The sequence below is a fragment of the Streptomyces sp. CB02009 genome (assembly GCF_001905825.1).
In the GTDB taxonomy this organism is placed as follows: Bacteria; Actinomycetota; Actinomycetes; order Streptomycetales; family Streptomycetaceae; genus Streptomyces.
The window spans coordinates 153,215-177,219 of the sequence record NZ_LIVV01000002.1 but is presented as its reverse complement, the minus strand read 5'-3'; the positions used below and the strand labels follow the sequence as shown (position 1 = coordinate 177,219).

Below are 24,005 nucleotides of genomic sequence, written 5' to 3'. Positions count from 1 at the left end.
TCAGCTTCCGGGTCTCCGGCTGACCTGATCCCGGTTCCCACCGGTCCGTCACGTCGTCGGCCGGGGCCCTCTCACAAAGGGTTTCCCACGTTGTCCGACAACGCTTCGCACGACTCCTTCTTCGCCCTGCACCACGGTCTTCCGCGGCAGGGTCCCGGCTCCGACGCCACCACGCGTCGGCTCCTCGCGCTCTCCGGCCCGCTGCCCGAGCGTCCGCGTGTGCTCGACCTGGGCTGCGGCCCCGGCCGTTCCGCGCTGCTCCTGGCGGCCGAGGCGGGCGCCGAGGTGACCGCCGTCGATCTCCACGAACCGTTCCTCGCGGAACTGCGGCGGTCCGCCGCCGACCGCGGGCTCGACGGCTCGATCCACACCCACCGCGCCGACATGGGCGCGCTGCCGTTCCCGGACGGCTCCTTCGACCTGGTCTGGGCCGAGAGCTCGGCCTACGCCATCGGCTTCGACCGGGCGCTCGCCGAGTGGCGCAGGCTGCTGGCACCCGGAGGCACCCTGGTGCTCACCGAGTGCGTCTGGACCACCGGGGAGCCCGGCCCGGAGGCCCGCGCCTTCTGGGAGCAGCACTACCCGCTCCGCACCGTCACCGCGCTCTCGTCGGCGGCGGTCGGGGCCGGCTACCACGTCCTGGGGAGCTTCCTCCAGCCCGAGGGCGACTGGGCCGAGTACTACGGTCCGCTCGCCGCGCACGCCGACGCGGCGGACACCGCCGTGCCCGGTATGGCCGAGGCCATGGCGGGGGCCCGCGCCGAGATCGCGATGCGGCGCGAGCACGGCTCCGAGTACGGGTACGCGGGATTCGTCCTGCGGCCCGCCGACCCGCGCTGGCGCACCCGTCCGGAGTCCGCCGAGGAGGCTTCGGCGGTGCGGCCGCTGGTGGCGGCCGCCTTCGGTTCGGAGGCCGAGGCCGATCTGGTCGACGCGCTCCGGCGGGACCCCGAGGCCTGGCTCCCGGGCCTGTCGTACGTGGCCGAGGCCCCGGACGGCTCGATCGCGGCGCACGCCCTGATCACCCGCTGCCTGGTGGACGGCGCCCCCGCGGCGGCGCTCGCTCCGGTCGCGGTGGCGCCCGCGTACCAGCGGACGGGGGCCGGGAAGGCCGTCGTCCGGGCGGTGCTCGACGCGGCACGGCTGCGGGGTGAGTCGCTCGTGCTCGTCCTGGGGCACCCGGAGTACTACCCGAAGTTCGGGTTCGTACGGGCGTCCGAGTATGGAATCAAGCCAGGTTTCGAGGTTCCGGACGAGAGCATGATGGCGCTCGTCCTGGACGAGTCCGTACCCGTTCCGCCCGGCACCATCGCGTATCCGGCGGCTTTCGGGGTCTAGTCGCCCCCTGCCGCCGCTCCGCTCCCGCCGCGCCGGATGTACTCCGGTGCGGTGGGAGCGGCCACGTCCGGCCGCCGAAGTACGGACAAGCCGCTTTTGTACGGCAGACTGAGGTGGCCCCACCGGGGCGAGGACCGAAGCGAAGGATGGGTATGCCGACCACACCAGCCACCGCGGCTCAGATCTCGCCGGAGATGCCGGAGATCATGTCGAACGGTGTCCAGCCGTCCGAGGCCCCGGCGCCGATCATGCTCGAACTGGTCGACGAGGACGGGACGACCATCGGTACGGCGGAGAAGCTCGCCGCCCACCAGGCCCCCGGGCTGCTGCACCGCGCCTTCTCCGTCTTCCTTTTCGACGAGTCGGGCCGACTGCTGCTCCAGCGCCGGGCGCTCGGCAAGTACCACTCCCCCGGTGTCTGGTCGAACACCTGCTGCGGCCACCCCTACCCGGGCGAGGCGCCGTTCGCCGCCGCCGCCCGGCGGACCTTCGAGGAGCTCGGCGTCTCGCCCACGCTGCTCGCCGAGGCCGGCACCGTGCGCTACAACCACCCGGACCCGGCCTCCGGCCTGGTGGAGCAGGAGTTCAACCACCTCTTCGTCGGCCTGGTGCAGGCCGCGCCGCGGCCGGACCCGGAGGAGATCGAGGACACCGTCTTCGTCACCGCCGCCGAGCTGGCCGAGCGCCACGCCGCCGCGCCGTTCTCCGCCTGGTTCATGACGGTGCTCGACGCGGCGCGTCCGGCGGTCAGGGAATTGACGGGTCCGTCCGGGGGCTGGTGACGACCGGCTGGTGGATCGCCGCTCCCGGCCCCGGTGCCATCGGGGCCAGGGGCAGCGCCGCCCAGATGATCTTTCCGCCGCCGGCGGTGTGCTCGACGTCGCACGCGCCGCCGGACTCCTGGGCGATCTCGCGGACGAGGAGCAGTCCCCGGCCGCCCGTCTGCCCGTAGTCCGCCTCGAGCGCCTTGGGGCGGTACGGGTGGTTGTCCTCGACGGACACCCTGATCCACTCGGGCCCGATGGCCACTTCGACCGCTATCTCCGGGGACAGCAGCGCCGCGTGCCGCACGGCGTTGGTCACCAGCTCGGAGACGATCAGCAGCAGGCCGTCCATGATCTCCTCATGGACGGGGACTCCCTGGCGGACCAGCAGGTCGCGTACGGCGTGCCGGGCCTGCGGGACGGAGACGTCGACCGCGGCAGCGGTGAAGCGCCAGACTCCTTCGTAGGACGGTTGCCGGGCGGGGGCACCCCCGTGGTTCTCCACGGTACGGTTCCCACCCTCGTGCTCGATTCTCGCCACGGATCGAGTCTTGGCAATCCGCGCAGGCGTACCGGCCTACTGACCAGAAGTCGACACTTATCGGCCGCTTCCCGATCGGTTGAGTATGCCGATGTCAGTTGTTCGACTGATCGGGCGCGGTTTCCGACCGCTCCGCGGGCACGCTGGGCATCGGGGGCGGCGTCACCCTACGCACGATCCACCGCCCGCCCACGCCGACGGCGATCGGACCGAGGCCGTCGAAGAGCAGGGCGGCCACCTGATCGTACGTTCGGGCACGGCGGATAGCATCCGGCCCATGGAGCCGCAGCTGAAGGACAGCGTCACGGACGGCGTCGCCACCGTCGTCATCGCCAACCCCGCCAAGCGCAACACGATGAGCGCCGGCATGTGGCGGGCGCTGCCCGGCGTACTGGACCGGCTCGCCGCCGACCCCGCCGTCCGGGTGCTGGTCCTCACCGGCGAGGGCGACACCTTCTGCGCCGGGGCCGACATCTCGGCGCTCAGGGAGCCCGGGGACGAGCAGCAGGCGCTCGCGGTCCGGGCCGAGGAGGCGCTCGCCGCGTTCCCCCGGCCGACCCTGGCGGCCGTCCGCGGCTTCTGCGTCGGCGGCGGCAGCCAGCTCGCCGCCGCCTGCGACCTGCGGTTCGCCGAGGAGGGTGCCCGCTTCGGCATCACCCCCTCGAAGCTCGGCATCGTCTACCCGTCCTCGTCGACCCGGCGGCTCGCCGCCCTGGTGGGTCCTTCGACCGCCAAGTACCTGCTGTTCTCGGGTGAGCTGATCGACGCGGAGCGGGCCCTGCGGACCGGGTTCGTGGACGAGCTGCACCCGGTGGGCGAGCTGGACAAGCGGGTCGCCGAGTTCGCCCGGGTGCTCGCCTCGCGCTCCCTGCTGACCCAGTCGGCGGCCAAGGAGTTCGCCGACGGGCGCCTGGACCGGGACGCCCACTGGGCGGAGCAGGCACGCGGCAGCGGCGACACCGCGGAGGGTGTCGCCGCCTTCCTGGAGCGCCGGGCGCCGCGCTTCACGTACGGGAGCTGAGGCCCGGCGGCCCCTGGGCCGTCGCTTCCGGATTCTGCCCGGTCGGCTCAGCGCCCCTGCGGGAGCTCCTCCGGCTTCACGCCCCGCCACCGCGCGACGATCTCGGCCGGGGCCTTCTCCGGCGAGCCCGCGTCGTACGGGGGCTGCGGGTCGTACTCGGTGAGCAGCTGGATGGTCTGGGCGGCCTCGTCCCCGGCGATCCGGCCGATCAGGTGCAGCGCCATGTCGATGCCCGAGGAGACGCCGGCGGCGGTGACGTACTTCCCGTCGAAGACGACCCGCTCGCCGGTGGGCTCGACGCCCAGCGCCCTGAGCTCGTCGAAGGCGAGCCAGTGGGTGGTGGCACGGCGGCCGTCGAGGACGCCGGCCGCGGCCAGGACCAGGGAGCCGGTGCAGACCGAGGTCGTCCAGGTGCTGGTCTCGTCGGCGGTACGGAGCCAGGCCCGGACCTCCGGGTCGTCCATGGCGACGCGCGCGTCGGGTCCGCCGGGGACGAGCACGATGTCGGGGCGCGGCACCTCGGCGAGCGTCTTGTCGGCGACGAGGGCGAGGCTGCCCTGGTCGTTGCGGACGGGGCCGCTCTCCTTGGCGACGAAGACGGTCTCGGCCCCGGGGATGCGGGCGAGGAGCTCGTACGGTCCGACGGCGTCGAGCGTGGTGAAGCCCGGGTAGAGCAGGACGGCGATCTGCATGCTGCTGCCTTTCAATTGACGGGTGAGCGGAAGCGGCGCCGGTAGTCGGCGGGCGCGGTGCCGAGGATCTTGGTGAAGGCGCGGCGCATCGCCTCGGGGGTGCCGTAGCCCGAGGCGCGGGCGACCTCCTCGACGCCGCGGGAGGTCTCCTCCAGGAGGCGGCGGGCGTGTTCGAGCCGGACCCGGTCGACGTAGCGGCCGGGGGTCGTACCCGTCTCGGCCTGGAAGGCACGGGCGAAGTGGCGGGGCGAGAGCCGGGCGCGGCCGGCCAGGGCCGTCACGGAGAGATCGCCGTCCGGGTGCTCGGTGATCCACTGCTGGAGGTCGCGCAGCGGCTCCCGGCGGGCGGTCTGGGCGGCGAGCTGGACGCTGAACTGGGCCTGGTTGCCGGGGCGGCGCAGGAAGACGACCAGGTGCCGGGCCACCGTGAGGGCGGCGTCCCGGCCGAGGTCCTCCTCGACGAGGGCGAGGGCCAGGTCGATGCCGGCGGTGACCCCGGCGGAGGTGGAGAGCCGTCCGTCCCTGACGAAGATGGGGTCCGGGTCCACCTCGACCTCGGGGTAGCAGCGGGCCATGTGGTCGCAGGCCACCCAGTGGGTGGTCGCCCGGTGTCCGTCGAGGAGGCCCGCCTCGGCGAGGAGCAGCGCCCCGGTGCAGACGGAGACCAGCCGCCCGGCGGCCGGGGCGTGGAGGCGGAGCCAGTCGATCAGGGCCGGATCGGGTGCCCGGGTGCCCTCGCCGCCGGGGACGACGAGGGTGTGCGGTGCGCCGTCGGCGACCGCCTCGGCGAGGGTGGTGTCGGGGAGCAGACGCAGTCCGCTGTGGGTGCGGACGGGCCCGCCGTCCAGGGAGGCGGTGCGGATCGCGTACGCGTCCGGGTCGCCGGAGGCGCGGCCGGCACCGGCGAACACCTCGTAGGGGCCGGTGACGTCGAGGCTCTGCACGCCGTCGAAGAGGACGACGAGAACGGGTCGCTGCGTCATGCCTCCATCCTGGGAGGCGCCCGGGACGGCCGCAATGACGCCGACCCCACCTTTCCTGCCATGGAGGGTGAGGGGACCGGGCCCGGGAGCCGGTCCTCGGAACGGCCACAGGAACGGGGACGGCCACGCGAAAAGGCCCTCGGGGCGGTCCCGACCGTTCCCGTCGTACCGACCAGTCGGTAACCTTCGGGCATGACGACGACTGCTCTGCCGCCCCGCGCGGGACGCCGCTGCCACAACGCCCTCAACCCGCTGCACTCCACGCTCTACTTCTCGCCCGACATGGACCGCGAGTTCGGCGCCCTGGGCCTCACCGACCAGACCGCCATGCGGCTCGCGTCGCGCAGCGCCGCCCTCGGCGCGGTGGGCCCCGGCACGGTCGCCGCGACCTTCTACAACTACAACCACGAGCTGCTCGCCCGGCACCTCCCCGCCGTCTGGGAGACCGCCTCGCCCGCCCAGGTCCTGGAAGCCCGGCTGCGCACCGCCGACGCCACCCTGCGCCGGCTGCTCGGCGAGGAGGCGGTCGCCTCCGCGGAGATGGCCGAGGCCGCGGAACTCGCGCTGCGCGCCACCGAGGCCTGCACCCGGCACGCCCGGCCGCTCTACGCGGCCCACGCGGACCTGCCGGTGCCCGAGGAGCCCCACCTCGCCTACTGGCACGCCGCCACCCTGCTGCGCGAGCACCGGGGCGACGGGCACCTCGCGGCCCTGCTCTCCGCCGGGCTCGACCCGGTCGAGGCCCTGGCCTCCCACACCGCCACCGGCAAGGGCATGTCCCCGCGCTGGGTGCTCGGTTCCCGCGGCTGGCGGCGCGCCGACTGGGAGGCCGCGGTGGAGCGGCTGCGCGGACGCGGGCTGCTCGACGCCGACGGCGAGCTGACCGAGGAGGGCAAGGCGCTCCGCGACGAGCTGGAGGAGCACACCGACCGGCTCGACGCGGCGCCGTACGAGCACCTCGGAGCGGCCGGGGTCGAGCGGCTCACCGAGCTGGGGCGGGGCTTCCTGGTCACGGCCGCCGTCGCGGGCGCCTTCCCGGCGGATCTCGTCGGCAAGGAGTGACCGCGGGGCGCCCGGAGGCGCCCGGTGACGCGCGCGGGACGGGTCGGTTACCGCGTACGGGTGACCGACCCGGCACAATGCACTGGCAAGCTTGAGGCACGAGAAGGCGAGTCGGGACACCGTGACGACGTCCATCGAAGCAAGGATCGCCGAGGAACTCGGCGTACGCGAGCGACAGGTGAAGGCAGCCGTCGAGCTGCTCGACGGCGGTTCGACCGTGCCGTTCATCGCCCGCTACCGCAAGGAAGCGACGGAGATGCTCGACGACGCGCAGCTCCGCACCCTGGAGGAGCGGCTGCGCTACCTGCGCGAGCTGGAGGACCGCCGGGCGGCGATCCTCGACTCGGTACGCGAGCAGGGGAAGCTGACCGAGGAGCTCGAGGCCCGCATCCGGGCGGCCGACACCAAGGCGCGCCTGGAGGACATCTACCTGCCCTTCAAGCCGAAGCGCCGGACGAAGGCCCAGATCGCCCGTGAGGCCGGTCTGGGGCCGCTGGCGGAGGGACTGCTCGCCGACCCGTCCGTGGAGCCGGCGGCCGCCGCCGCGGCCTTCGTGGACGCGGACAAGGGCGTCGCCGACGCCGCCGCGGCCCTGGAGGGAGCGCGGGCGATCCTCGCCGAGACGTTCTCCGAGGACGCCGACCTCATCGGCGAGCTCCGCGAGCGCATGTGGGGCCGCGGCCGGCTGGTCGCGAAGGTGCGCGAGGGGCAGGAGGAGGCGGGGGCGAAGTTCGCCGACTACTTCGACTTCGCCGAGCCCTTCACGGCCCTGCCCTCCCACCGGGTGCTCGCCATGCTGCGCGGCGAGAAGGAGGACGTGCTCAGCCTCGAACTGGAGCCGGAGGAGCCCTCCGAGCTCCCCGGCCCCTCCTCGTACGAGGGGATCGTCGCGGGTCGCGTCGGCGTCGCCGACCGGGGGCGCCCCGGCGACAAGTGGCTCCAGGACACGGTCCGCTGGGCCTGGCGGACCCGCATCCTGGTGCACCTCGGGATCGACCTGCGGCTGCGGCTGCGGACGGCCGCGGAGGACGAGGCCGTCCGGGTCTTCGCGGCGAACCTGCGCGACCTGCTGCTCGCCGCTCCGGCCGGCACCCGGGCGACCCTCGGCCTCGACCCCGGCTTCCGTACCGGCGTGAAGGTCGCCGTGGTCGACGCGACCGGCAAGGTCGTCGCCACCGACACGATCTACCCGCACGTGCCCGCCAACAAGTGGGACCAGGCGCTCGACAGGCTGGCGCGGCTCGCGAAGGAGCACGCGGTCGACCTGGTCGCGATCGGCAACGGCACGGCCTCCCGCGAGACCGACAAACTGGCCGCCGAACTCCTCGCCAAGCACCCCGAGTTGAACCTGACGAAGGTGATGGTCTCGGAGGCGGGCGCCTCGGTCTACTCCGCCTCGGCGTTCGCATCCCAGGAACTCCCGGACCTCGACGTGTCGTTGCGTGGTGCGGTCTCCATCGCCCGTCGCCTCCAGGACCCGCTCGCCGAGCTGGTGAAGATCGACCCGAAGTCCATCGGTGTCGGCCAGTACCAGCACGACCTGGCCGAGGTGAAGCTCTCCCGCTCGCTCGACGCGGTCGTCGAGGACTGTGTGAACGGTGTCGGTGTCGACGTCAACACCGCGTCCGCGCCGCTCCTTTCGCGGGTCTCGGGCATCAGCTCGGGCCTCGCGGAGAACATCGTCGCGCACCGGGACGCCAACGGCCCCTTCCGCTCCCGCCGGGCGCTCAAGGACGTGGCCCGGCTGGGCCCGAAGGCGTACGAGCAGTGCGCGGGCTTCCTGCGCATCCGGGGCGGCGACGACCCGCTCGACGCCTCCTCGGTGCACCCGGAGGCGTACCCGGTGGTGCGCCGGATGGTGAAGACGACGGGCGGCGAGGTGGCGGCGCTCATCGGCGACACCGGGACGCTGCGCTCGCTGCGGGCCGACGACTTCGTGGACGAGACCTTCGGTCTGCCGACGGTGACCGACATCCTGCGCGAGCTGGAGAAGCCGGGCCGCGACCCGCGTCCGGCGTTCCGGACGGCGACCTTCGCGGAGGGCGTGGAGAAGATCGGCGACCTGGCCTCCGGGATGGTCCTGGAGGGCGTCGTCACCAATGTGGCCGCCTTCGGGGCGTTCGTGGACATCGGTGTGCACCAGGACGGTCTGGTGCACGTCTCCGCGATGTCGAAGACCTTCGTCAAGGACCCGCGCGACGTGGTGAAGCCCGGCGACGTGGTGAAGGTGAAGGTCCTCGACGTCGACATCCCGCGCAAGCGGATCTCGCTGACGCTGCGGCTCGACGACCCGTCCGGCGCGGAGGCCCCGGAAGGGGCGCCCAAGCGCGAGCGCGGTGAGCGCTCCGGCCGGCCGCCGCAGCAGCGGCAGGGCGGCGGGGGCGGTGGCGGTGGCCGCCGTGCCGAGCGCGGCGGCCAGGGTGACCGCGGCCGGAACGCGCAGGGCGGCCAGGGCGGCCAGAGCGGTCGCGGCGGGCAGTCCGAGCGGGGCGGCCGGGACCGGTCGTCGGCTCCGGCGCCCGCGAACAGCGCGATGGCCGACGCCCTCCGCAAGGCGGGCCTGCTGGGCGAGGGCGGCGGCAAGCGCCGCTGACGGCACGCGTCGGCGGAGGCCGTCCCCGGTGTCCTGTCCGGGCACCGGGGACGGCCTCCGGCCGGCGGGAGCGGCCACGGGCCGGTCGGGTGCGGTCGGGGCCGGTCGTCCGGGCCCCGCGATCGCTACGGCAGGAAGCGCAGGGCCCAGTCGGCGCGGTTGGCGACGGAGAGGTCGTCGTCCTCCGTCAGCGGCTGGAGGAGGTCCCGGGCCGCCTTCGGGTCGGCCTGCACCAGGTCGACGATCTCGGTGGCCAGACCGTCCTGGTCGTCGCCGAGGTCGACCGCGGAGGCGCGGATCAGGGTCGGCAGGGCATCGGGGCCGCCGATCGCCGCGACGACACCGCCGAGGAGCTCGCGGGCGTAGGCGTTCCGCTCGGTGAGGGCGCGGTCCAGCTCCGCCTGGAGACGCGGCAGGAGACCGGCGTCGCCCGAGGCGGCGATCTCGTCGGCGAGGTCGATCGTCTCGTCCACGTCGGCGTCGAGATCGTCCAGCATCTCGGTCAGCCGGGTCAGTAGGTCGGTCATGGTGCCTCCTGGAATGCGCCGTCCACGAGAACGGGGACGGTCGTCGAGCTGTCGGTCTCGGCGGCCACGGCCACGTCCTGCGGAAAGCCGTACTCGTACAGTTCACGACCCGAGTCACAGCCGTGCAAGGCGGCGACCGGGTCCTCGGTGGCCTCCCACAGCGTGGCCGCCGCGGTCGCCTCCGGGGTGAGGAGGTGCGGGCCGGCGGCCCGCAGCCCGGCGAGGACGGCGCCCGCGCCGAGCAGGTCCTCCAGGGCCGGGCGCAGCGAGCCGTCCGGCCACCGCTCGCCGGACGCGATGACCGCGAGCGGGCGTTCGGCGGAGCCGTACCCCTGCCGGGTGAGCATGCGGACGACGGCCGAGTGGTTGCGCAGGGAGGCGGCGACGACGGTGGCGTCACCGGCCTCCGCGGCGATGGTGGAGCCGTTCGGCGAGGGCAGGACCAGGCGCGGCGGCGCCGGGGCGGCGCGCAGGGCCGCCGGGGAGAGCGACCACGGGTGCTCGGGGGTCGCCTCGCGGCGCCCGACGGCGAGGGTCGCGCCGACGCTCTCCGCGTACGCGACGGCCGTCGCGTCCCGCCACCGGTAGGGGTGGACGGCCGCGCCCGCCTCGACGGCGACGCCCACGGCCGTGGTGAAGGACAGCACGTCGACGACGACCAGACAGCCCCCCGAGGGGGCGAGGACCCGTGCCGCGACGGGTCCCCAGCCGAACGAGACGGTCATCGCGTGCCCGGGGCGGCGGCCGTCATCAGAGCTCGGTGACCTTGCCGTCGGCGACCTCGACGCGCCGCGTCGTGCGGACCGCGTCGAGCATCCGCCGGTCGTGGGTGACGAGCAGCAGGGTGCCGGTGTACGAGTCGAGCGCGGACTCCAGCTGCTCGATGGCCGGCAGGTCCAGGTGGTTCGTCGGCTCGTCGAGGACGAGCAGGTTCACGCCCCGGCCCTGGAGCAGGGCGAGCGCGGCACGGGTCCGCTCGCCCGGGGAGAGCGTGGTGGCGGGCCGCATCACATGGACGGCCTTGAGACCGAACTTGGCCAGCAGGGTACGGACCTCGGCGGGCTCCGTGTCCGGCACGGCCGCGCAGAACGCCTCCAGGAGCGTCTCCGTGCCGTGGAAGAGCTTGCGGGCCTGGTCGACCTCGCCGACGACGACGCCGGAGCCAAGGACCGCGTCCCCGGAGTCCAGCGGCAACCGGCCGAGCAGGGCGGCGAGCAGGGTCGACTTCCCGGCGCCGTTGGCCCCGGTGACGGCGACCCGGTCGGCCCAGTCGATCTGCAGGGTCACGGGGCCGAAGGCGAAGTCGCCGCGGCGCACCTCGGCCTCGCGGAGGGTCGCGACGACCGAGCCGGAGCGCGGAGCGGCCGCGATCTCCATGCGGAGCTCCCACTCCTTGCGGGGCTCCTCGACGACGTCGAGGCGCTCGATCATGCGCTGGGTCTGGCGGGCCTTCGCGGCCTGCTTCTCGCTGGCCTCGCTGCGCGCGTTGCGGCCGAGCTTGTCGCCGTCGGTGGACTTGCGGCGGGCGTTCTTGACGCCCTTGTCCATCCAGGACCGCTGCATGTGGCCGCGCGCTTCGAGGGCCGCCTTCTTGCCCGCGTACTCCTCGAAGTCCTCGCGCGCGTGCCGCCTGGCCCTGTCCCGCTCCTCCAGGTAGGCCTCGTACCCGCCGCCGTACAGCGTGATCTGCTGCTGGGCCAGGTCGAGTTCGAGGACCTTGGTGACCGTGCGGGTGAGGAACTCGCGGTCGTGGCTGATGACGACCGTACCGGCGCGCAGCCCCTTCACGAAGCCTTCGAGGCGCTCCAGGCCGTCGAGGTCGAGGTCGTTGGTGGGCTCGTCGAGCAGGAAGACGTCGTAGCGGGAGAGCAGCAGGGAGGCGAGGCCGGCGCGGGCGGCCTGGCCGCCGGAGAGGGAGGTCATCGGCTGGTCGAGGCCGACGGTGAGGCCGAGCGAGTCGGCGACCTCGTCGGCGCGCTCGTCCAGGTCGGCGCCGCCGAGGTTCAGCCAGCGCTCCAGGGTGGTCGCGTACGCGTCGTCGGCGCCGGGCGTGCCGTCGACGAGGCCCTGGGTGGCCTCGTCCATCGCCGTCTGCGCGGCGGCGACGCCGGTGCGCCGGGCGAGGAACTCCCGCACGGTCTCCCCCGCGCGACGCTCGGGCTCCTGCGGGAGGTGGCCGACGGCGGCGGTGGGCGGGGAGAGCCGGAGCTCCCCCTCCTCCGGGGTGTCGAGCCCGGCGAGCAGCCGCAGCAGGGTCGACTTGCCGGCGCCGTTGACGCCGACGAGGCCGATGACGTCGCCGGGGGCGACGACGAGGTCGAGCGCGGCGAAGAGGGTGCGCTCGCCGTGGCCGGCGGCGAGGTCCTTGGCGACGAGGGTTGCAGTCATCAGGGTACGAATCCTAGGCGACCGGAGACCCGCCCCGGTCAGGGGCGGGGGCGGGTGCCCCCGGGCGGGGCCGCGGGTGGGGCGGCCGGAGTGGGCGGCCGGGGGTGGGGTGGGGCCGGGGGTGGGTCCGGGGGTACGTGGTCGCCGGGCCGCGCCAGGGGGGCCGCGGAGGGGTTCAGCCGTGTGCCGCGGTCAGGGACCCGACCCGGCGCTCCGCGCCCAGGCGTCGCAGGACGGTCCGGTACGTCGCCCCGTGGAAGCGGTACGGGCCGATGCCGGGGTAGCCCTCGCGGGCCGGGTCCGCGGTGGGGCCGGTCTGCCAGGCGAAGTCGCGCCAGACGACGTCCTCGCCGTCGTGCTCGACCACGGCGGTGACGGCTCCGCAGCCGAGGTCCGCGCAGTCGGGGCAGGAGTAGACCACCCGGCGGCCGCCCGCGAGCGGGGCCTCGGGGCCGGCGGCCGCGTCGGGGTCGAGGAGGCCTCGGATGTGCTCGGCGCGGAGCGCGGGCGGGAGGTCGCCCGCCAGCGGCGAGACCGTGTCGACGCCCTCGGCCTCGTCGAGCCGGTGGAGCAGCGGCCGGCCGTCGACGACGAGGTCGACGTCCTCGGGGCGGGGGCGGGGGCGGGCGAAGGCCCCGGGGAGTGCGCCCTCACCGTCCGGGAGGACGGCGGGGGCGAGGTCGAGAGTCGTGTACACGGCCGGCATGCCTCCAGCATTCCCCGGTGGGGGTCCTCGTTCCATGGCTGGTCCGTCCCGGAAATGTCCCGGTCCCGGTACGGTCGCCGGCATGGAGAGCGACGTGATCGTGGTGGGTGGCGGGGTCGTCGGGCTGACGACCGCGGTGACGCTGGCGGAGCGCGGCCTTCGGGTGCGGGTCTGGTCGCGGGACGAGGCGACGGACACGACCTCGGCGGTGGCCGGGGCACTGTGGTGGCCGTACCGGATCGAGCCCGAGGAGGCGGCGGGCGCCTGGGCGTTGACCTCGTTGCGGGTGTACGGGGAGCTGGCCGCCGATCCGGAGCGCACCGGGGTGCGGTGGGTGTCCGGGGTCCACGCGGACACCGTCCTGGACCGGCTCGGTTCCTGGGCGCGGGAGGTGCCGGGGCTTCGGCAGCTGGCGCCCGACGAGGTGCCGGGGCCGTACGGCGTGGGTCTCGCGGCGCGGTTGCCGCTGATCGACATGCCGGTCCATCTGGGCTGGCTGCGGGGCCGGTTCGAGACGGCGGGCGGGGTCTTCGAGCGGCGTGCGGTCAGCGGCTTCGGGGAGGCGGCGGCCGGGGCCCCGGTGGTGGTCGACTGCACCGGACTGTCGGCGCGGGAACTCGTACCGGATCCCGGACTGCGGCCGGTGCGGGGTCAGTTGGTCCTGGTCGAGAACCCGGGGATCGAGGAGTGGTTCACCTCGGCGGACGCCGGGTCCTCCCGGACGACGTACTTCTTCCCCCAGCCGGGGCGGCTGGTCCTGGGCGGGACGGCCGAGGAGGACGACGAGCGGACGGAGCCCGATCCGGCGACGGCGGCGGCGATCGTGGCGCGGTGCGCGCGGGTGCGGCCGGAGATCGCGGGGGCGCGGGTGCTCGGCCACCGGGTGGGCCTGCGGCCGGCGCGGTCGGGTGGAGTCCGGATCGAGGCGGTGCCGCTGCCGGGCGGGGGGCGTCTGGTGCACCACTACGGGCACGGGGGCGCGGGCGTGACGGTGGCCTGGGGCTGCGCGGAGCGGGCGGCGGAGCTCGTGGAGGCGTGAGGACGGCCGCGGGGCGGGTGCTGCCCTTTCGGACAGCGCCCGCCCCGCGTTTGCTCACCGGATCGCTTTACCGGTGTGTGCGCCTACTTCCAGAGCGGCGGCCTGTTGTTGTTCTCGGCGTCCTCGCACTGACGGGCGCGGGTCTCCAGGGCGTTGGCGTTGGCGGTGGCCTTGCGGGCCTCCGCGTGGGCGCCGAGGCCCCTGAACTGCGCGGCGCGGTTGCGCTCCTTCTGGGCGTCGTGCCGCAGCTGGCTGATGTTGCAGGTCATCTTGGCCGCGGCCGCGGGCTCGGCGGTCACCGTCTGGCCGAGCAGCACGCCGCCGGCGAGCAGCGTGGTGGCGAGCACGGACGTGAGGACACGACGTGCGGTCGTGGTGGTGCGCATGGTTTCTCCAACTTCCAGGCCGTGGGGACCTGTTCGAGGCATGGTCAGTACCAGTGGGTAACTTTACCTCGGCAAACGATGGATTCACGCCACCCCGACCCCTACGGCACGTGATCGTCAACACCTCTCCACGGGACTCCCACTGACGAGGTGATAGGTGGCCCGCCCGTCCAGGAGGAGCGGGACGAGCGAGCGCCGCGACTGGGCGAGCGGGACGAACACGCCGGCGCCCTCCGGTCGCACGGCGACGCCGTGCAGGGCGAGTTCGTCGCCGGCCTCCGCGTACTGCGCGGCGGTCAGCCGGTAGCCGCAGGGCGGGTCGGCGAGGATCTCCGACGGCTCCGGCGGGTCGTTGTCGGCGCCGCCGAGGAAGACCGGGCCGCGGTCGGCGTATCCGGCCCGCCGGGCGGCGGAGGTGACGGCCGTGAGCGGCCCGCGCCGCTCGTCGAGGTAGGCGAAGGCCCCGTCCAGGGCGGCGTGCTGGGTGGCGACCCGGCGCCGGTGGTTGCGCGCCGGGTCGTTCTGCTCGGCCTCGTCGAGGGCGTCCACCCGGGTCTCCACGAGGAGGCCCACGGAGTGCTTGATCCCGGCCGTGTTCCGCAGGATCCGTTCCTGGCCGTCGCCCGCGACCTGCTTGAGCGGCTTGCCGGTGAGGGGGTCGGTCCAGATTCCGTAGATGCCGCTGCTGTACCCGGCGAGCCCGGCGGCGGGCCGGACGTACTCCTCGGAGAGGGTCCGGGACTCGTCGTGGACGTGCGGGTCGGCGTCGAGGCTGCGCGGCCAGAGGGCGAGCAGGTCCTTGTCGTAGTACCGGGGAGTGGCACCGTACTCGTGCAGGTCGTAGACGAGTTCGGGCCGCCGGTCGCGGATGACGGCGGCCACCGCGCGCGCCTCGGCGGTGCGCAGGGCCAGGTGGTCGCGGTTGACGTCGACACCGTCGGCGTTGCCCCGGGTGTCCGCCTCCCGGCCGTCGGGGTTGGCGGTGGGCACGACGAGGAGGGTCGTCCGGGCGAGGAAGCGCAGGGTCTCCCGGTCCTGGGCGAGGGCGAGGTCGCGCACCGTGCTGAGACAGGCCTCCCGGCCCGCAGGCTCGTCACCGTGCTGGCTGCAGACGAGCAGCACCGTGGTGCGGCCCGTACCGAGGGTGGCGAGCCGGAGCGGGCGGCCCTGGGCGGTGGTGCCGATGACCCGCAGCGACAGCCGTGCGCCGGTCCGGTCGACGGCGTCGAGGAAGTCCCGTTCCTCGGCCTCCGTGGTCCATCGGGCGCCGCCGCTCGTCTCGAACCCGGTGCGCGGCAGCGGCTTCGCGGGCGCGCTGTCCGCGGCCTTCGCCGGGACGGTGACGAGGGGCAGGGCGAGAGCGGCGGCGCCCGCCGCGAGGGCGAGGGCCCGACGCGAGCTCCGGTGTCCGGTACGGGGGTTCATCGGGCGGCTCCGAATCCCGGCAGGCGCGGGCCGACGACGGCGGCCGGCGGCTCGGCGCCGGTCGGCGAGGGTACGGCGGGGGCCAGCGAGGGCACGGACGGGTACGCGCCCGAGGTGGCCCGGCCGAGGGCCGCCGCGCCGCCGACGAGCGGCAGCCTCGCCCAGGTGCGGGCCAGGTCCAGGGTCAGGGTCGGGGTGGTCGACGGAGGGTCGAGCAGGTCCTTGTCGGTACCGCCGACGATCAGGGCGAGACGGTGTCCGGCCGGGACGACGTGGTCGGTGGCGGCGAGGTCCAGGGTCATCGTGTACGCCCTGCCGGGGGTCAGCGGACGCTCCTGGCGCGGGTCGGCCCAGGTGCCCAGATCGGCCCAGCCCCGGCTGACGACCGTGTACCCGACGTCCGCCGTGCGCGCCGCGGTCTCCTTGAAGCAGGCGCTGTCGCCGGGGGTGCTCGCGCCCCAGCAGGTGCGGTCGGTGAGGGTGGTGATGCCCTCGCCCGCGGCACCGTAGTCGCGGATCGTGTCCGGCCCGAGGTCCACGAGGACGGCGGTGAGGTGGGCGGTGGAGGTGGTCGGGGTGGCGGTGACGGTCACCCTCGAGGAGCCGGAGATCCGCAGGTCGCGGGAGAGGGGGCGGGTGACGAACCCGGCCTTCTCGGGGGTCGCGGCGTCGATCCGGGCCGCCCAGTCGAGTTCGCCGAGGCCGGGGTCGTCGGTGAAGGTCGCGGTGGAGCCGGGGGCCGGGGCCCGCCGCCCGAGGACGCCGGGGCCGGGCGCGCTGCCGGGGGCGGCGCGCAGGGTGGTGGCGGCGGTGCCGCGCGGCGGCCACTGGCGGTCGGTGGTCCAGCGGTCCGGGGCGCGCTCGATGTCGGCGACCGGCTCGCGGTCGATGCCGTTCTCGTAGCCGAGGAGGTAGTGGTCGAACCAGCGGTGCAGGGTGCGGACCCAGTCGGCGCGCCGGAAGTCGAAGGGGTCGACGTGACCGGTCTGCGAGAGCCAGATCTTCCGCTCGACTCCCTGTTCCCCGAGGGCGTCCCACCACTGGCCGAACTGGTTGGCGCGCACGTTGAGGTCCTGCTGGCCGTGCACGACGAAGACGCTGGCCTTCACCTCGGCCGCGTTCCGTACGTGGTCGCGCTCGGTCCAGGCGGGCGTGCGGTCGCCGCTGTACGGGGTGCCGGCGGTGATGCGGTCCTGGACGGCGCCGCAGCGGGCCTGCGCCTCGGGGCTGTTGACGTAGTCGGAGAGCCAGCTCGGGTTGGCGTCGTAGAGCGGGGCACCCTGGGAGTGGAAGTAGTCGTACCAGGAGGAGATGGCGCCGATAGGGACGATCGTTTTCAGCCCTTCGACGCCGGTGGCGGCCACTCCGTTGGCGATGGTGCCGTCCCAGCTCTTGCCGATCATGCCGACGTTCCCGGTGCTCCAGGTCGTGGCGCGGGACCGGGTGTCCCCCGTGCGGGAGGTGTAGCCGCGGGCGCGGCCGTTCAGCCAGTCGACGACGGCCTTGGCCGACTGGACGTCGGAGCGGCCGCCGACGTCGTCGCAGCCGTCGGAGCGGTTGGTGCCGGCGAGGTCGACGGCGACGAAGGCGTAGCCGCGCGGGACGAAGAAGTTGTCGTAGAACAGCGGGAACTGGACGGGGTTGCCGTCGGCGTCGTACGTCTTCTTCTGGCTCTCGTTCCCGCGTCCGCAGCACGCGTAGTACGGGCTGGCGTCCATGATGACCGGGACCTTCCGGCCGGCCGCGGCGGTCTCCCGGGGGCGGACGATGTCGACGGCGACCCGGTCCGTGCGCCCGTCGCCGTCGCCGTCGAGTCCGGTGTCCACCCAGACGGACTCGCGGAGCGCGTCGGCGTACGAGTGGACGGGCCGGGACTCCCGTACGGCCGGCGCGGGGGGCGCGGGTCGCGCCGCGGACCCGGTGGGCGCTGCCGCCCCGGCGAAGGCCGCCGACCCGGTGGGCGCCGCGGGCTCCGGCCGGGCACCGGCGGGCGTCACCAGGGTCGCGAGCAGGGCGGCCGTGGCCGCCGCCACGAGCGTTCCGTACGGCAGTCGGGCTCCGCGGGTTCTCCGCTTTCGCATCGGCATGGGCGGGAACGTACCCCGGTCAACTCCCGTGCAAAAGAGTGCCGGAGGCAATCAGGGGGGATTCCGGTTGATTCAGGAGCCGGATGGGTTCATGTCGGCCGAATGGCGATCGTGTGACAGGGGGTCCTCTGGACGTGACGGTGCGTCGGGGCACTGAATAGTGTCCGGACTAAGGACCGACGACCACCCGCGCGTCTTACTTTCTTATGACATGGGGAGCACCTGTGCACCGCAGAATCATCGTTCCGAGCGCCCTCGCGGCCTCCCTGCTGCTGGCGATCCCGGCATCGGCGGCCGACTTCACTCCCGGGGCCCCGGGCATCGGCGACTCCTACTACCCGACCAGTGGCAACGGCGGCTACGACGTCTCCCACTACGACCTGCGCCTGACCTACCAGCCCGCCACCGACCTGCTGGAGGGCACGGCGACGATCGTCGCCACCACCAAGCAGAACCTCTCCCGGTTCAACCTCGACCTCGGCCTGAAGGTCAGCGAGGTCCGGGTCAACGGCCGCGTCGCGACGTTCGCCACCTCGGGCTCGCACGAGCTTGAGGTCACCCCGGCCGCTCCGCTGGAGAAGAACAAGGCCCTCTCGATCGTCGTCCGCTACGCGGGCAAGCCCTCCGAGGTGAAGATCGACGGCTGGACGGCCTGGGCACGCACCCCCGACGGCGGTGTCGCCGCGCAGGAGCCGGACTCGGCCGCCTGGTGGTTCCCGTCCAACGACCACCCGCTGGACAAGGCCACCTTCGACGTCTCCGTCTCGGTGCCGGACGGCACCCAGGCCATCAGCAACGGCGTGCTGCAGTCGCAGTCCTCCCGCCTCGGCTGGACCCGCTTCAACTGGCGCTCCAACAAGCCGCAGGCGACGTACCTCGCCACGCTGGCCGTCGGCAAGTTCGACATCACGACGGACAGGACGGCCAACGGGCTGCCGGTCCTCAACGCGTACAGCAAGGACCTCGGCGACAACGACGGCGCCGCGCGCGCCTCGATCGAGCGCACCACCGAGGTCGCGGAGTGGCTGGAGGGGGTCTTCGGGCCGTACCCCTTCAACGCCCTCGGCGGGTACGTGCCGAACGTGACGAGCGGCTTCGCCCTGGAGACGCAGACCCGTCCGTTCTACAGCCCGCGGCAGTTCGCCAACGGCGCAAACGTGTCGGTGGTCGTCCACGAGCTGGCGCACCAGTGGTACGGCGACAGCGTGTCCGTCCGCGACTGGAAGGACATCTGGGTCAACGAGGGCTTCGCCCGCTACAGCCAGTGGCTGTGGTCGGAGAAGGAGGGCGAGGGCACGGCCCAGGAGCTGGCGGACTACGTGTACGCCACGCGGACGGCCGAGGACCCGTTCTGGACGGTGAAGCCGGGTGACCCGGGCGCGGAGAACCAGTTCCACATCGCGGTCTACGACCGGGGCGCCCTGGCGCTCCAGGCCCTGCGCAACGAGGTCGGCGACGAGGACTTCTTCGCGATCCTGAAGGGCTGGCCGCAGCGGTTCGCCTACGGCAACGCGCGGGTCGCCGACTTCGTGCGGTACGCGGAGAAGGTGTCCGGCAAGCCGCTGGCCGAGCTCTTCGACACCTGGCTGTACGAGCCGTCGAAGCCGGCCGCGTCGACCGCGGCGGCGGCCGGCCTGTCCGCACCGGCCGCGGCGCCGGCCGCCGGCTCGTCGCCGTCCGCGCGTGCGGCGGCGCCGAGGGCCGCGCAGCCGAAGCCGGTCCAGCCGAAGTCCTGGAAGAAGATCGCGGCGACGAACACGGTCCACGAGTCGGAGCGCCACGGCGACCACTGAACGGCACGGTGATCCCGGTGCCCGCGGCCACTGCGGGCGTGGGCACCGGGATCACCCGGGCCACCTCGGCCGCACGGCCGCTCCGGCCGTACGGTCACTCCCGCCGTACGGTCACTCCCGCCGTACGGTCACTCCGGCCGTACGGTCATCGGGCTCGTACGGTCATCGGGCTCGTACGGTCGCCCGGGGCTCTGCGGCCACCCCGGCCGTAGGGTCACCCGGCTCGTACGGCCATCGCGCTCCGAAGGTCACCCGGCGCTCTACAGTCACCCTGGCCGTGCAGTCACCCGGCGCGTACGTCCACCCCGGCTCGTACCGCCCCCTCGGCCGCACGGCCGGCCCCGTGCCGGTCGTCCCGGCCGTCCGTCAGCGACTTGCGTGGCGGGCGGCCGCTCGGGCCTTTCGGGCCAGGGGCAGATAGCGCAGCCGCTCCGGCAGGACGGGGACCACCGTCCGGACCACCCGGGCGAACCGGCGCAGCGCCCGCTCCTGCTCGTCCGTCCACGCGAGCCCGATGGCCTCCCGGGCGTCCTGCGGCATCATGCCGACGGTGAGGAAGGCCCGCAGCCGCAGGAACGGGCGGCGCAGGACCGGCCACAGCAGCCGGAGGGCGAGCCGGACCGGCAGCGGGCCCCGGTCGGGGGCCGGCACCGGCTGGTCGGGGTCGAGCAGCTCCCGGACGACGACGGTCGCCTCCAGCTCGTCCGCGAGGACCTTCCGGTAGTACGGCCAGAACTCCTCGATCATCTGCGGCATGTCCCGGTCGTGGATGCCGAGGATCCTGCCGACCTGGAGCCACTCGGCGTACAGCTGCCGTTCCTGCGCCTCGGTGAGGGGGCGGGCGAGGAGCCGGAGACCGTGGGCGTAGACGGGGAAGCCGGTCGCGTGCACCCAGGAGTAGTAGGCGGGGGTCAGCGCGTGGTAGCGGCGCCCGTGGGCGTCGGTGCCCTGGATGTCGCGGTGCAGCTGCCGCAGGCGCCGTCCCTCCCGCGCGGCGTCCTCGCCGCCGTAGATCCACAGCTGGACCGAGCGGAGCGAGCGCTCACCGCGGCCCCAGGGGTCGGTGCGGAAGACCGAGTGGGCGTCGACGCCCGCGCCGATCGCCGGGTGGGCGACCTGCATCGTGAGGGCGGCGGGAAGCATCAGGAGCGCCCGGATGTCTCCGGCGACGCTCCACAGCACACCGCCGACGGGCGGCGGCACCGGATCGTCGTCGGGGGTCCGGACGCCGGACTTCGTCTCTTCCATCGGGCTCTCTCCTCACACTCCAGGCTGCACCCACGACGAAGGGGCCGTCACCCGGGCGTTTCGGCCCCTGGTGACGGCCCCTTCCGGGGAAATCGGGTCAGCCGCGGTCGGCGCCGACCGGCTCGCCGACGATACGGGCCGCGAGGGCGTGGGCCCAGGCGTCGACATCGGCATTGAGCTCGCGCTCGGCGGCGGCGCGCTCCTCGGCGATCTTCGCGGAACCGGCGGCGATGATCGACTCGCGCTCGGCGTTGCCCTCGGCGCGGGCGGCGGCGATGGCGACGGAGCCCTCCTCGACGGCCTTGGAGCGGATCCGGGCGGCCTCGTGGCGGGCCTCGGCCAGCTCGGCCTCGTACTGCTCGCGGATCTGGGTGGCCTCGGAGCGCAGGTCGTCGGCGCGCTCGGTGCCGCCGTCGATGGCGTCCTCACGCTCGTCGAGGGTGCGCCGGATCTTCGGCAGGATGCCCTTCGCCAGGATGAGGAAGGTGAGGGCGAACAGCACCAGGCCGAGGATGAGCTCCGCCCAGACAGGGTTGAGCGGACCGAGGTCCATGTTGAAGACAGTCGAGTTCGAAGCGAGGGTCATGCGCGCATTCTACCTGCTAGAAAAAGCGACATTCCGGGCTACCCGGCGAGAGTTGTCGCGTTCGTGCGGACCCGGCCAGATTCCCGGCATCCAAAGGCTACCGGAAGGTAACCCTGGCTGATTGTATGTGCCGCGCCAGCACAACCCCCCACACCCTCATGGGAGTTCCTGTGTCGTTCGCCGCGCTCCGCCGCGCCCCTGGCGCCGCCCTGTCCCTGGCCCTCGCCGCCGCCACTCTCGCCGCGACCGCTCCGGGCGCGACCGCCGCCTCCGCGGGAACGGCCGCCGAGGCCCCGCGGCTGAAGGTTCTCACGTACAACGCGTTCCTGTTCTCGAAGACGCTCTACCCGAACTGGGGCCAGGACCACCGGGCCAAGGCGATCCCCGCCGCCCCCTGGTACCAGGGCCAGGACGTCGTCGTCCTCCAGGAGGCCTTCGACAACTCCGCCTCGGACGCCCTCAAGGCGAACTCCGCCGGCCAGTACCCCCACCAGACCCCGGTCGTGGGCCGCAGCAAGAGCGGCTGGGACGCCACCGGCGGCTCCTACTCCTCGACCACCCCCGAGGACGGCGGGGTGACGATCCTCAGCAAGTGGCCGATCGTCCGCAAGGAGCAGCACGTCTACAAGGACGCCTGCGGCGCCGACTGGTGGTCGAACAAGGGCTTCGCGTACGCCGTGCTCGACGTGAACGGCAGCAGGGTCCACGTCGTCGGCACCCACGCCCAGTCCACCGACCCGGGCTGCTCGGCGGGCGAGGCGGCGCAGATGCGCAGCCGGCAGTTCAAGGCCATCGACGCCTTCCTCGACGCCAAGAACATCCCGGCGAACGAGCAGGTGATCGTCGCCGGCGACATGAACGTCGACTCGCACACGCCCGAGTACGGCACGATGCTCGCCGACGCGGGCCTGGCGGGGGCCGACGCCCGCACCGGCCACCCGTACTCCTTCGACACCGACCTGAACTCGATCGCCTCCGAGCGCTACCCGGACGACCCGCGCGAAGACCTCGACTACGTCCTCTACCGCTCGGGGAACGCCCGGCCCGCGAACTGGACCAACCACGTGGTCCTGGAGAAGAGCGCCCCCTGGACGGTCTCCAGCTGGGGCACGAGCTACACGTACACCAACCTGTCCGACCACTACCCGGTCACCGGCTTCTGAGCCGGCCGGCGGGCGGTGGCGGCGCGGGGCGTCAGTACCCGGGTCCGCCGCCGAAGAGGCTGTAGAGCCAGGCACCGAGGACCCCGGCGACACAGAGCAGCACGACGAGGGAGCCCAGGCTCGTGTGCCGCTCCCTGCGGGGCCGGCCGGGCCGGGCGGCACGCGCCGCGCGACCCGGTCTCCGCTGCCTGCCCGGCCTGGCCTGCTTGGCCGGCTTCCCGGACCCGGCCGTCCGCCCGGCACGCGTCGCCTGCGCCGGGGCGGTCTCGGCGACGGCGGCGACCTCGGCGAGCATCCGGCGGCAGACCGCCGCGAGCTCGGCGGTCCCGGCCTTCAGGTCGACGACCACCTCGGTACGGGCGGGGGCGGTGGTGCCCCCGTCCAGGAGCCGCCCGGCACGCAGCAGCGCCTGGTCCTTGCCCCCGGTGGGACCCAGGCTGATCCAGCGGCGCACATGCTCCCCCCGTATCACCACACCACCGCCCCGCTCCCGGTAGACGGTGTGCTCCCGCCACAGGACTCCGGCCAACTCATCGGCCGTCTCCCTGAGTTGCGTGTACATCTGACTCCCCTGTTCCCGTTCCCCCAGTTCGAACAGCGGGAGACTCTAGCCGCATGCACCGACATCCCCCACGACACCCCGCCCCACCGCCCGTTACGCGGCGAAGTCGTACACGGTGACCGGTATCCGGCGCTCCACGAGCCGTCGGACGACGAGCGGCTCGACCCGGTCCCAGGTGCCTCCCGCGAGCCCGCAGCCGATCCGCGGCATGTGCACGGAGCCCCCCAGGGCGGCCGCCTTGCCGGCGAGCAGCCCGAGGGCGGTGTCGATCGCCTCGTACCGCACGGGCACCGCCGTGCTCCGCGCGGTCCGTATCCCCCGCTGCCCCACCAGGTTCGCCACCCACAGCTCGGGGCCCACCTGCACGAACTGGGCGGCACCGAGCCCGAAGTCGTTCCCCTCGCGCTCGCGGTGCCACTGCCGGAAGGCTGCCTCGGGCTCCGGCCAGCGGCGTGAGACCGCCCGGACGAAGCCCCTGCCCCAGCCGCCGACGTCGTTGCAGACGTGCGCGATGATCCTGACGCCCTCGCCCCGCGGCGCGGTCGCGTCCCCCCGGACGTACGTGATCCCGTTCATGGCGATCACGCTACGGCGCCGCACTGACAACGCCGCTAGCCCGGAACCGGGCCTCCCGGGCGGAAGCGTTCGACGCCGACGATGTGGCGGACCTTGAGGGGGCGGACGATGACCGCCACGCGTTGTTCGCCCGGCATCGTCCACTCGAAGCGGTCCGCTCCCAGGTACTTGCGGGCCAGGTGGTCCATGCGGGCGTGGGCCTCCTCGCCCTCGATGAAGCGGGACACCTCGCCGCTGATCTGCACGCGGTCGAAGGGGTCGGCGGCGTCCGCGTGGGAGAGGTAGACGCGGGGGTCGCGGCGCAGGTTCTCCTCCTTCACCCGGCCCACCGAGGTGTTGAACATCAGCTCCCCCTCCCCCTCCAGGTCCACCCACATGGGGCTGACCTGGGGAGCTCCGTCGGGGAACACCGTGCCGACGTACCAGATGAGGGGCGCGCGCAGTCGGGCGCGGACGGCTTCGCCGAAGATCGCGGTCATCTCGCGAGGCTACAACCGGACCCGTGGGACGGGCCGGGAAACGGGC

The 24,005-nt window shown here is 73.8% G+C and carries 23 protein-coding genes; 8 read left to right on the top strand and 15 right to left on the bottom strand.

From position 1 onward, the window contains the following. Positions 1–90: 90 nt before the first annotated feature. The gene (locus AMK27_RS08230) at positions 91–1,338 is read left to right on the top strand and encodes a bifunctional class I SAM-dependent methyltransferase/N-acetyltransferase (protein ID WP_073904328.1); all 1,248 of its coding nucleotides are present in this window, start codon (positions 91–93) and stop codon (positions 1,336–1,338) included. Between the two features lie 152 nt (positions 1,339–1,490). Beyond that, positions 1,491–2,120: an isopentenyl-diphosphate Delta-isomerase gene (idi, locus tag AMK27_RS08225; RefSeq protein WP_073904326.1), complete on the top strand. Its 630-nt coding sequence runs from the start codon at positions 1,491–1,493 to the stop codon at positions 2,118–2,120. Here the strand turns inward: idi and AMK27_RS08220 are convergent. After that, on the bottom strand, positions 2,086–2,643 hold the full coding sequence (locus AMK27_RS08220; protein ID WP_198955819.1) for an ATP-binding protein: 558 nt from the start codon (positions 2,641–2,643) through the stop codon (positions 2,086–2,088). The genes idi and AMK27_RS08220 overlap by 35 nt on opposite strands. Positions 2,644–2,920: 277 nt before the next feature. Between AMK27_RS08220 and AMK27_RS08215 the strand changes: the two genes are divergently transcribed. Beyond that, positions 2,921–3,664 (top strand): enoyl-CoA hydratase/isomerase family protein, encoded by a 744-nt coding sequence (locus AMK27_RS08215; RefSeq protein ID WP_073904322.1) that lies wholly within the window; start codon positions 2,921–2,923, stop codon positions 3,662–3,664. A 47-nt stretch (positions 3,665–3,711) separates the two neighbouring features. Here the strand turns inward: AMK27_RS08215 and AMK27_RS08210 are convergent, their stop codons facing one another. Together AMK27_RS08210 and AMK27_RS08205 are read right to left on the bottom strand one after the other, a co-directional pair. After that, entirely contained in the window at positions 3,712–4,356 is a 645-nt protein-coding gene (locus tag AMK27_RS08210; protein ID WP_073904320.1) for a DJ-1/PfpI family protein, read from the bottom strand. Positions 4,357–4,367: 11 nt separating this feature from the next. After that, a complete protein-coding gene (locus AMK27_RS08205) occupies positions 4,368–5,339 on the bottom strand; it encodes a GlxA family transcriptional regulator (RefSeq protein WP_073904318.1) in 972 nt (323 codons plus the stop codon). 192 nt (positions 5,340–5,531) lie between these two features. On the opposite strand from AMK27_RS08205, the gene AMK27_RS08200 reads away from it, so the two are divergent. Both AMK27_RS08200 and AMK27_RS08195 read left to right on the top strand, forming a co-directional pair. Then, positions 5,532–6,401 (top strand): SCO6745 family protein, encoded by an 870-nt coding sequence (locus AMK27_RS08200; RefSeq protein ID WP_073904316.1) that lies wholly within the window; start codon positions 5,532–5,534, stop codon positions 6,399–6,401. Between the two features lie 121 nt (positions 6,402–6,522). After that, a complete protein-coding gene (locus tag AMK27_RS08195) occupies positions 6,523–8,994 on the top strand; it encodes a Tex family protein (RefSeq protein ID WP_073904314.1) in 2,472 nt (823 codons plus the stop codon). Positions 8,995–9,119: 125 nt separating this feature from the next. On the opposite strand, the gene AMK27_RS08190 is transcribed toward AMK27_RS08195, so the two are convergent. The 4 genes from AMK27_RS08190 to AMK27_RS08175 all read right to left on the bottom strand — a co-directional run bounded on the left by AMK27_RS08190 (position 9,120) and on the right by AMK27_RS08175 (position 12,615). After that, positions 9,120–9,521 (bottom strand): hypothetical protein, encoded by a 402-nt coding sequence (locus AMK27_RS08190; RefSeq protein WP_073904312.1) that lies wholly within the window; start codon positions 9,519–9,521, stop codon positions 9,120–9,122. Next, complete coding sequence (locus AMK27_RS08185) at positions 9,518–10,246, bottom strand: 2-phosphosulfolactate phosphatase (RefSeq protein ID WP_073904310.1); 729 nt, start codon at positions 10,244–10,246, stop codon at positions 9,518–9,520. Before AMK27_RS08185 ends, AMK27_RS08190 begins: the two co-directional genes overlap by 4 nt. A 25-nt stretch (positions 10,247–10,271) precedes the next feature. After that, positions 10,272–11,909, bottom strand: coding sequence for an ABC-F family ATP-binding cassette domain-containing protein (locus AMK27_RS08180; RefSeq protein ID WP_073904308.1), 1,638 nt, complete (start codon positions 11,907–11,909; stop codon positions 10,272–10,274). Positions 11,910–12,084: 175 nt separating this feature from the next. Further along, complete coding sequence (locus tag AMK27_RS08175; RefSeq protein ID WP_073904306.1) at positions 12,085–12,615, bottom strand: hypothetical protein; 531 nt, start codon at positions 12,613–12,615, stop codon at positions 12,085–12,087. 82 nt (positions 12,616–12,697) lie between these two features. Here AMK27_RS08175 and AMK27_RS08170 point away from each other — a divergent pair, with 82 nt between their 5' ends. Beyond that, positions 12,698–13,654, top strand: a complete 957-nt coding sequence (locus tag AMK27_RS08170) for an FAD-dependent oxidoreductase (RefSeq protein WP_073904304.1) — start codon at positions 12,698–12,700, stop codon at positions 13,652–13,654. Positions 13,655–13,737: 83 nt separating this feature from the next. Here AMK27_RS08170 and AMK27_RS08165 read toward each other — a convergent pair whose 3' ends face one another. From AMK27_RS08165 to AMK27_RS08155, 3 genes are all read right to left on the bottom strand, one after another. Continuing rightward, the gene (locus AMK27_RS08165; protein WP_073904302.1) at positions 13,738–14,040 is read right to left on the bottom strand and encodes a hypothetical protein; all 303 of its coding nucleotides are present in this window, start codon (positions 14,038–14,040) and stop codon (positions 13,738–13,740) included. Positions 14,041–14,157: 117 nt separating this feature from the next. Next, positions 14,158–15,465, bottom strand: a complete 1,308-nt coding sequence (locus tag AMK27_RS08160; RefSeq protein ID WP_073904300.1) for a M14 family metallopeptidase — start codon at positions 15,463–15,465, stop codon at positions 14,158–14,160. Continuing rightward, positions 15,462–17,546: a Xaa-Pro dipeptidyl-peptidase gene (locus AMK27_RS08155; protein ID WP_073905827.1), complete on the bottom strand. Its 2,085-nt coding sequence runs from the start codon at positions 17,544–17,546 to the stop codon at positions 15,462–15,464. Before AMK27_RS08155 ends, AMK27_RS08160 begins: the two co-directional genes overlap by 4 nt. Before the next feature lie 230 nt (positions 17,547–17,776). On the opposite strand from AMK27_RS08155, the gene AMK27_RS08150 reads away from it, so the two are divergent. After that, entirely contained in the window at positions 17,777–19,345 is a 1,569-nt protein-coding gene (locus AMK27_RS08150) for a M1 family metallopeptidase (RefSeq protein ID WP_073904298.1), read from the top strand. Between the two features lie 366 nt (positions 19,346–19,711). Here AMK27_RS08150 and AMK27_RS08145 read toward each other — a convergent pair whose 3' ends face one another. After that, entirely contained in the window at positions 19,712–20,593 is an 882-nt protein-coding gene (locus AMK27_RS08145; protein ID WP_073904296.1) for an oxygenase MpaB family protein, read from the bottom strand. Positions 20,594–20,690: 97 nt separating this feature from the next. Continuing rightward, positions 20,691–21,179: a F0F1 ATP synthase subunit B family protein gene (locus AMK27_RS08140; RefSeq protein WP_073904294.1), complete on the bottom strand. Its 489-nt coding sequence runs from the start codon at positions 21,177–21,179 to the stop codon at positions 20,691–20,693. 158 nt (positions 21,180–21,337) lie between these two features. Between AMK27_RS08140 and sph the strand changes: the two genes are divergently transcribed. Next, the gene (gene sph, locus AMK27_RS08135; protein WP_073904292.1) at positions 21,338–22,342 is read left to right on the top strand and encodes a sphingomyelin phosphodiesterase; all 1,005 of its coding nucleotides are present in this window, start codon (positions 21,338–21,340) and stop codon (positions 22,340–22,342) included. A gap of 31 nt (positions 22,343–22,373) precedes the next feature. Here sph and AMK27_RS08130 read toward each other — a convergent pair whose 3' ends face one another. From AMK27_RS08130 to AMK27_RS08120, 3 genes are all read right to left on the bottom strand, one after another. Beyond that, entirely contained in the window at positions 22,374–22,904 is a 531-nt protein-coding gene (locus AMK27_RS08130) for a hypothetical protein (protein WP_073904290.1), read from the bottom strand. Between the two features lie 93 nt (positions 22,905–22,997). Next, the gene (locus AMK27_RS08125) at positions 22,998–23,480 is read right to left on the bottom strand and encodes a macro domain-containing protein (protein ID WP_073904289.1); all 483 of its coding nucleotides are present in this window, start codon (positions 23,478–23,480) and stop codon (positions 22,998–23,000) included. Positions 23,481–23,515: 35 nt separating this feature from the next. Continuing rightward, the gene (locus AMK27_RS08120; RefSeq protein WP_073904287.1) at positions 23,516–23,959 is read right to left on the bottom strand and encodes a TIGR03618 family F420-dependent PPOX class oxidoreductase; all 444 of its coding nucleotides are present in this window, start codon (positions 23,957–23,959) and stop codon (positions 23,516–23,518) included. Positions 23,960–24,005: the final 46 nt, after the last annotated feature.

What these genes read in the sequence shown, in the direction of transcription:
- sph (WP_073904292.1), top strand. Translation starts at nt 21,338, where the DNA reads ATGGGAGTTCCTGTGTCGTTCGCCGCGCTCCGCCGCGCCCCTGGCGCC.
- AMK27_RS08130 (WP_073904290.1), bottom strand. Translation starts at nt 22,904, where the DNA reads ATGTACACGCAACTCAGGGAGACGGCCGATGAGTTGGCCGGAGTCCTG.
- AMK27_RS08140 (WP_073904294.1), bottom strand. Translation starts at nt 21,179, where the DNA reads ATGACCCTCGCTTCGAACTCGACTGTCTTCAACATGGACCTCGGTCCG.
- AMK27_RS08180 (WP_073904308.1), bottom strand. Translation starts at nt 11,909, where the DNA reads ATGACTGCAACCCTCGTCGCCAAGGACCTCGCCGCCGGCCACGGCGAG.
- AMK27_RS08160 (WP_073904300.1), bottom strand. Translation starts at nt 15,465, where the DNA reads ATGAACCCCCGTACCGGACACCGGAGCTCGCGTCGGGCCCTCGCCCTC.
- AMK27_RS08175 (WP_073904306.1), bottom strand. Translation starts at nt 12,615, where the DNA reads ATGCCGGCCGTGTACACGACTCTCGACCTCGCCCCCGCCGTCCTCCCG.
- AMK27_RS08210 (WP_073904320.1), bottom strand. Translation starts at nt 4,356, where the DNA reads ATGCAGATCGCCGTCCTGCTCTACCCGGGCTTCACCACGCTCGACGCC.
- AMK27_RS08205 (WP_073904318.1), bottom strand. Translation starts at nt 5,339, where the DNA reads ATGACGCAGCGACCCGTTCTCGTCGTCCTCTTCGACGGCGTGCAGAGC.
- AMK27_RS08190 (WP_073904312.1), bottom strand. Translation starts at nt 9,521, where the DNA reads ATGACCGACCTACTGACCCGGCTGACCGAGATGCTGGACGATCTCGAC.
- AMK27_RS08185 (WP_073904310.1), bottom strand. Translation starts at nt 10,246, where the DNA reads ATGACCGTCTCGTTCGGCTGGGGACCCGTCGCGGCACGGGTCCTCGCC.
- AMK27_RS08145 (WP_073904296.1), bottom strand. Translation starts at nt 20,593, where the DNA reads ATGGAAGAGACGAAGTCCGGCGTCCGGACCCCCGACGACGATCCGGTG.
- AMK27_RS08165 (WP_073904302.1), bottom strand. Translation starts at nt 14,040, where the DNA reads ATGCGCACCACCACGACCGCACGTCGTGTCCTCACGTCCGTGCTCGCC.
- idi (WP_073904326.1), top strand. Translation starts at nt 1,491, where the DNA reads ATGCCGACCACACCAGCCACCGCGGCTCAGATCTCGCCGGAGATGCCG.
- AMK27_RS08125 (WP_073904289.1), bottom strand. Translation starts at nt 23,480, where the DNA reads ATGAACGGGATCACGTACGTCCGGGGGGACGCGACCGCGCCGCGGGGC.
- AMK27_RS08215 (WP_073904322.1), top strand. Translation starts at nt 2,921, where the DNA reads ATGGAGCCGCAGCTGAAGGACAGCGTCACGGACGGCGTCGCCACCGTC.
- AMK27_RS08155 (WP_073905827.1), bottom strand. Translation starts at nt 17,546, where the DNA reads ATGCGAAAGCGGAGAACCCGCGGAGCCCGACTGCCGTACGGAACGCTC.
- AMK27_RS08120 (WP_073904287.1), bottom strand. Translation starts at nt 23,959, where the DNA reads ATGACCGCGATCTTCGGCGAAGCCGTCCGCGCCCGACTGCGCGCGCCC.
- AMK27_RS08200 (WP_073904316.1), top strand. Translation starts at nt 5,532, where the DNA reads ATGACGACGACTGCTCTGCCGCCCCGCGCGGGACGCCGCTGCCACAAC.
- AMK27_RS08170 (WP_073904304.1), top strand. Translation starts at nt 12,698, where the DNA reads ATGGAGAGCGACGTGATCGTGGTGGGTGGCGGGGTCGTCGGGCTGACG.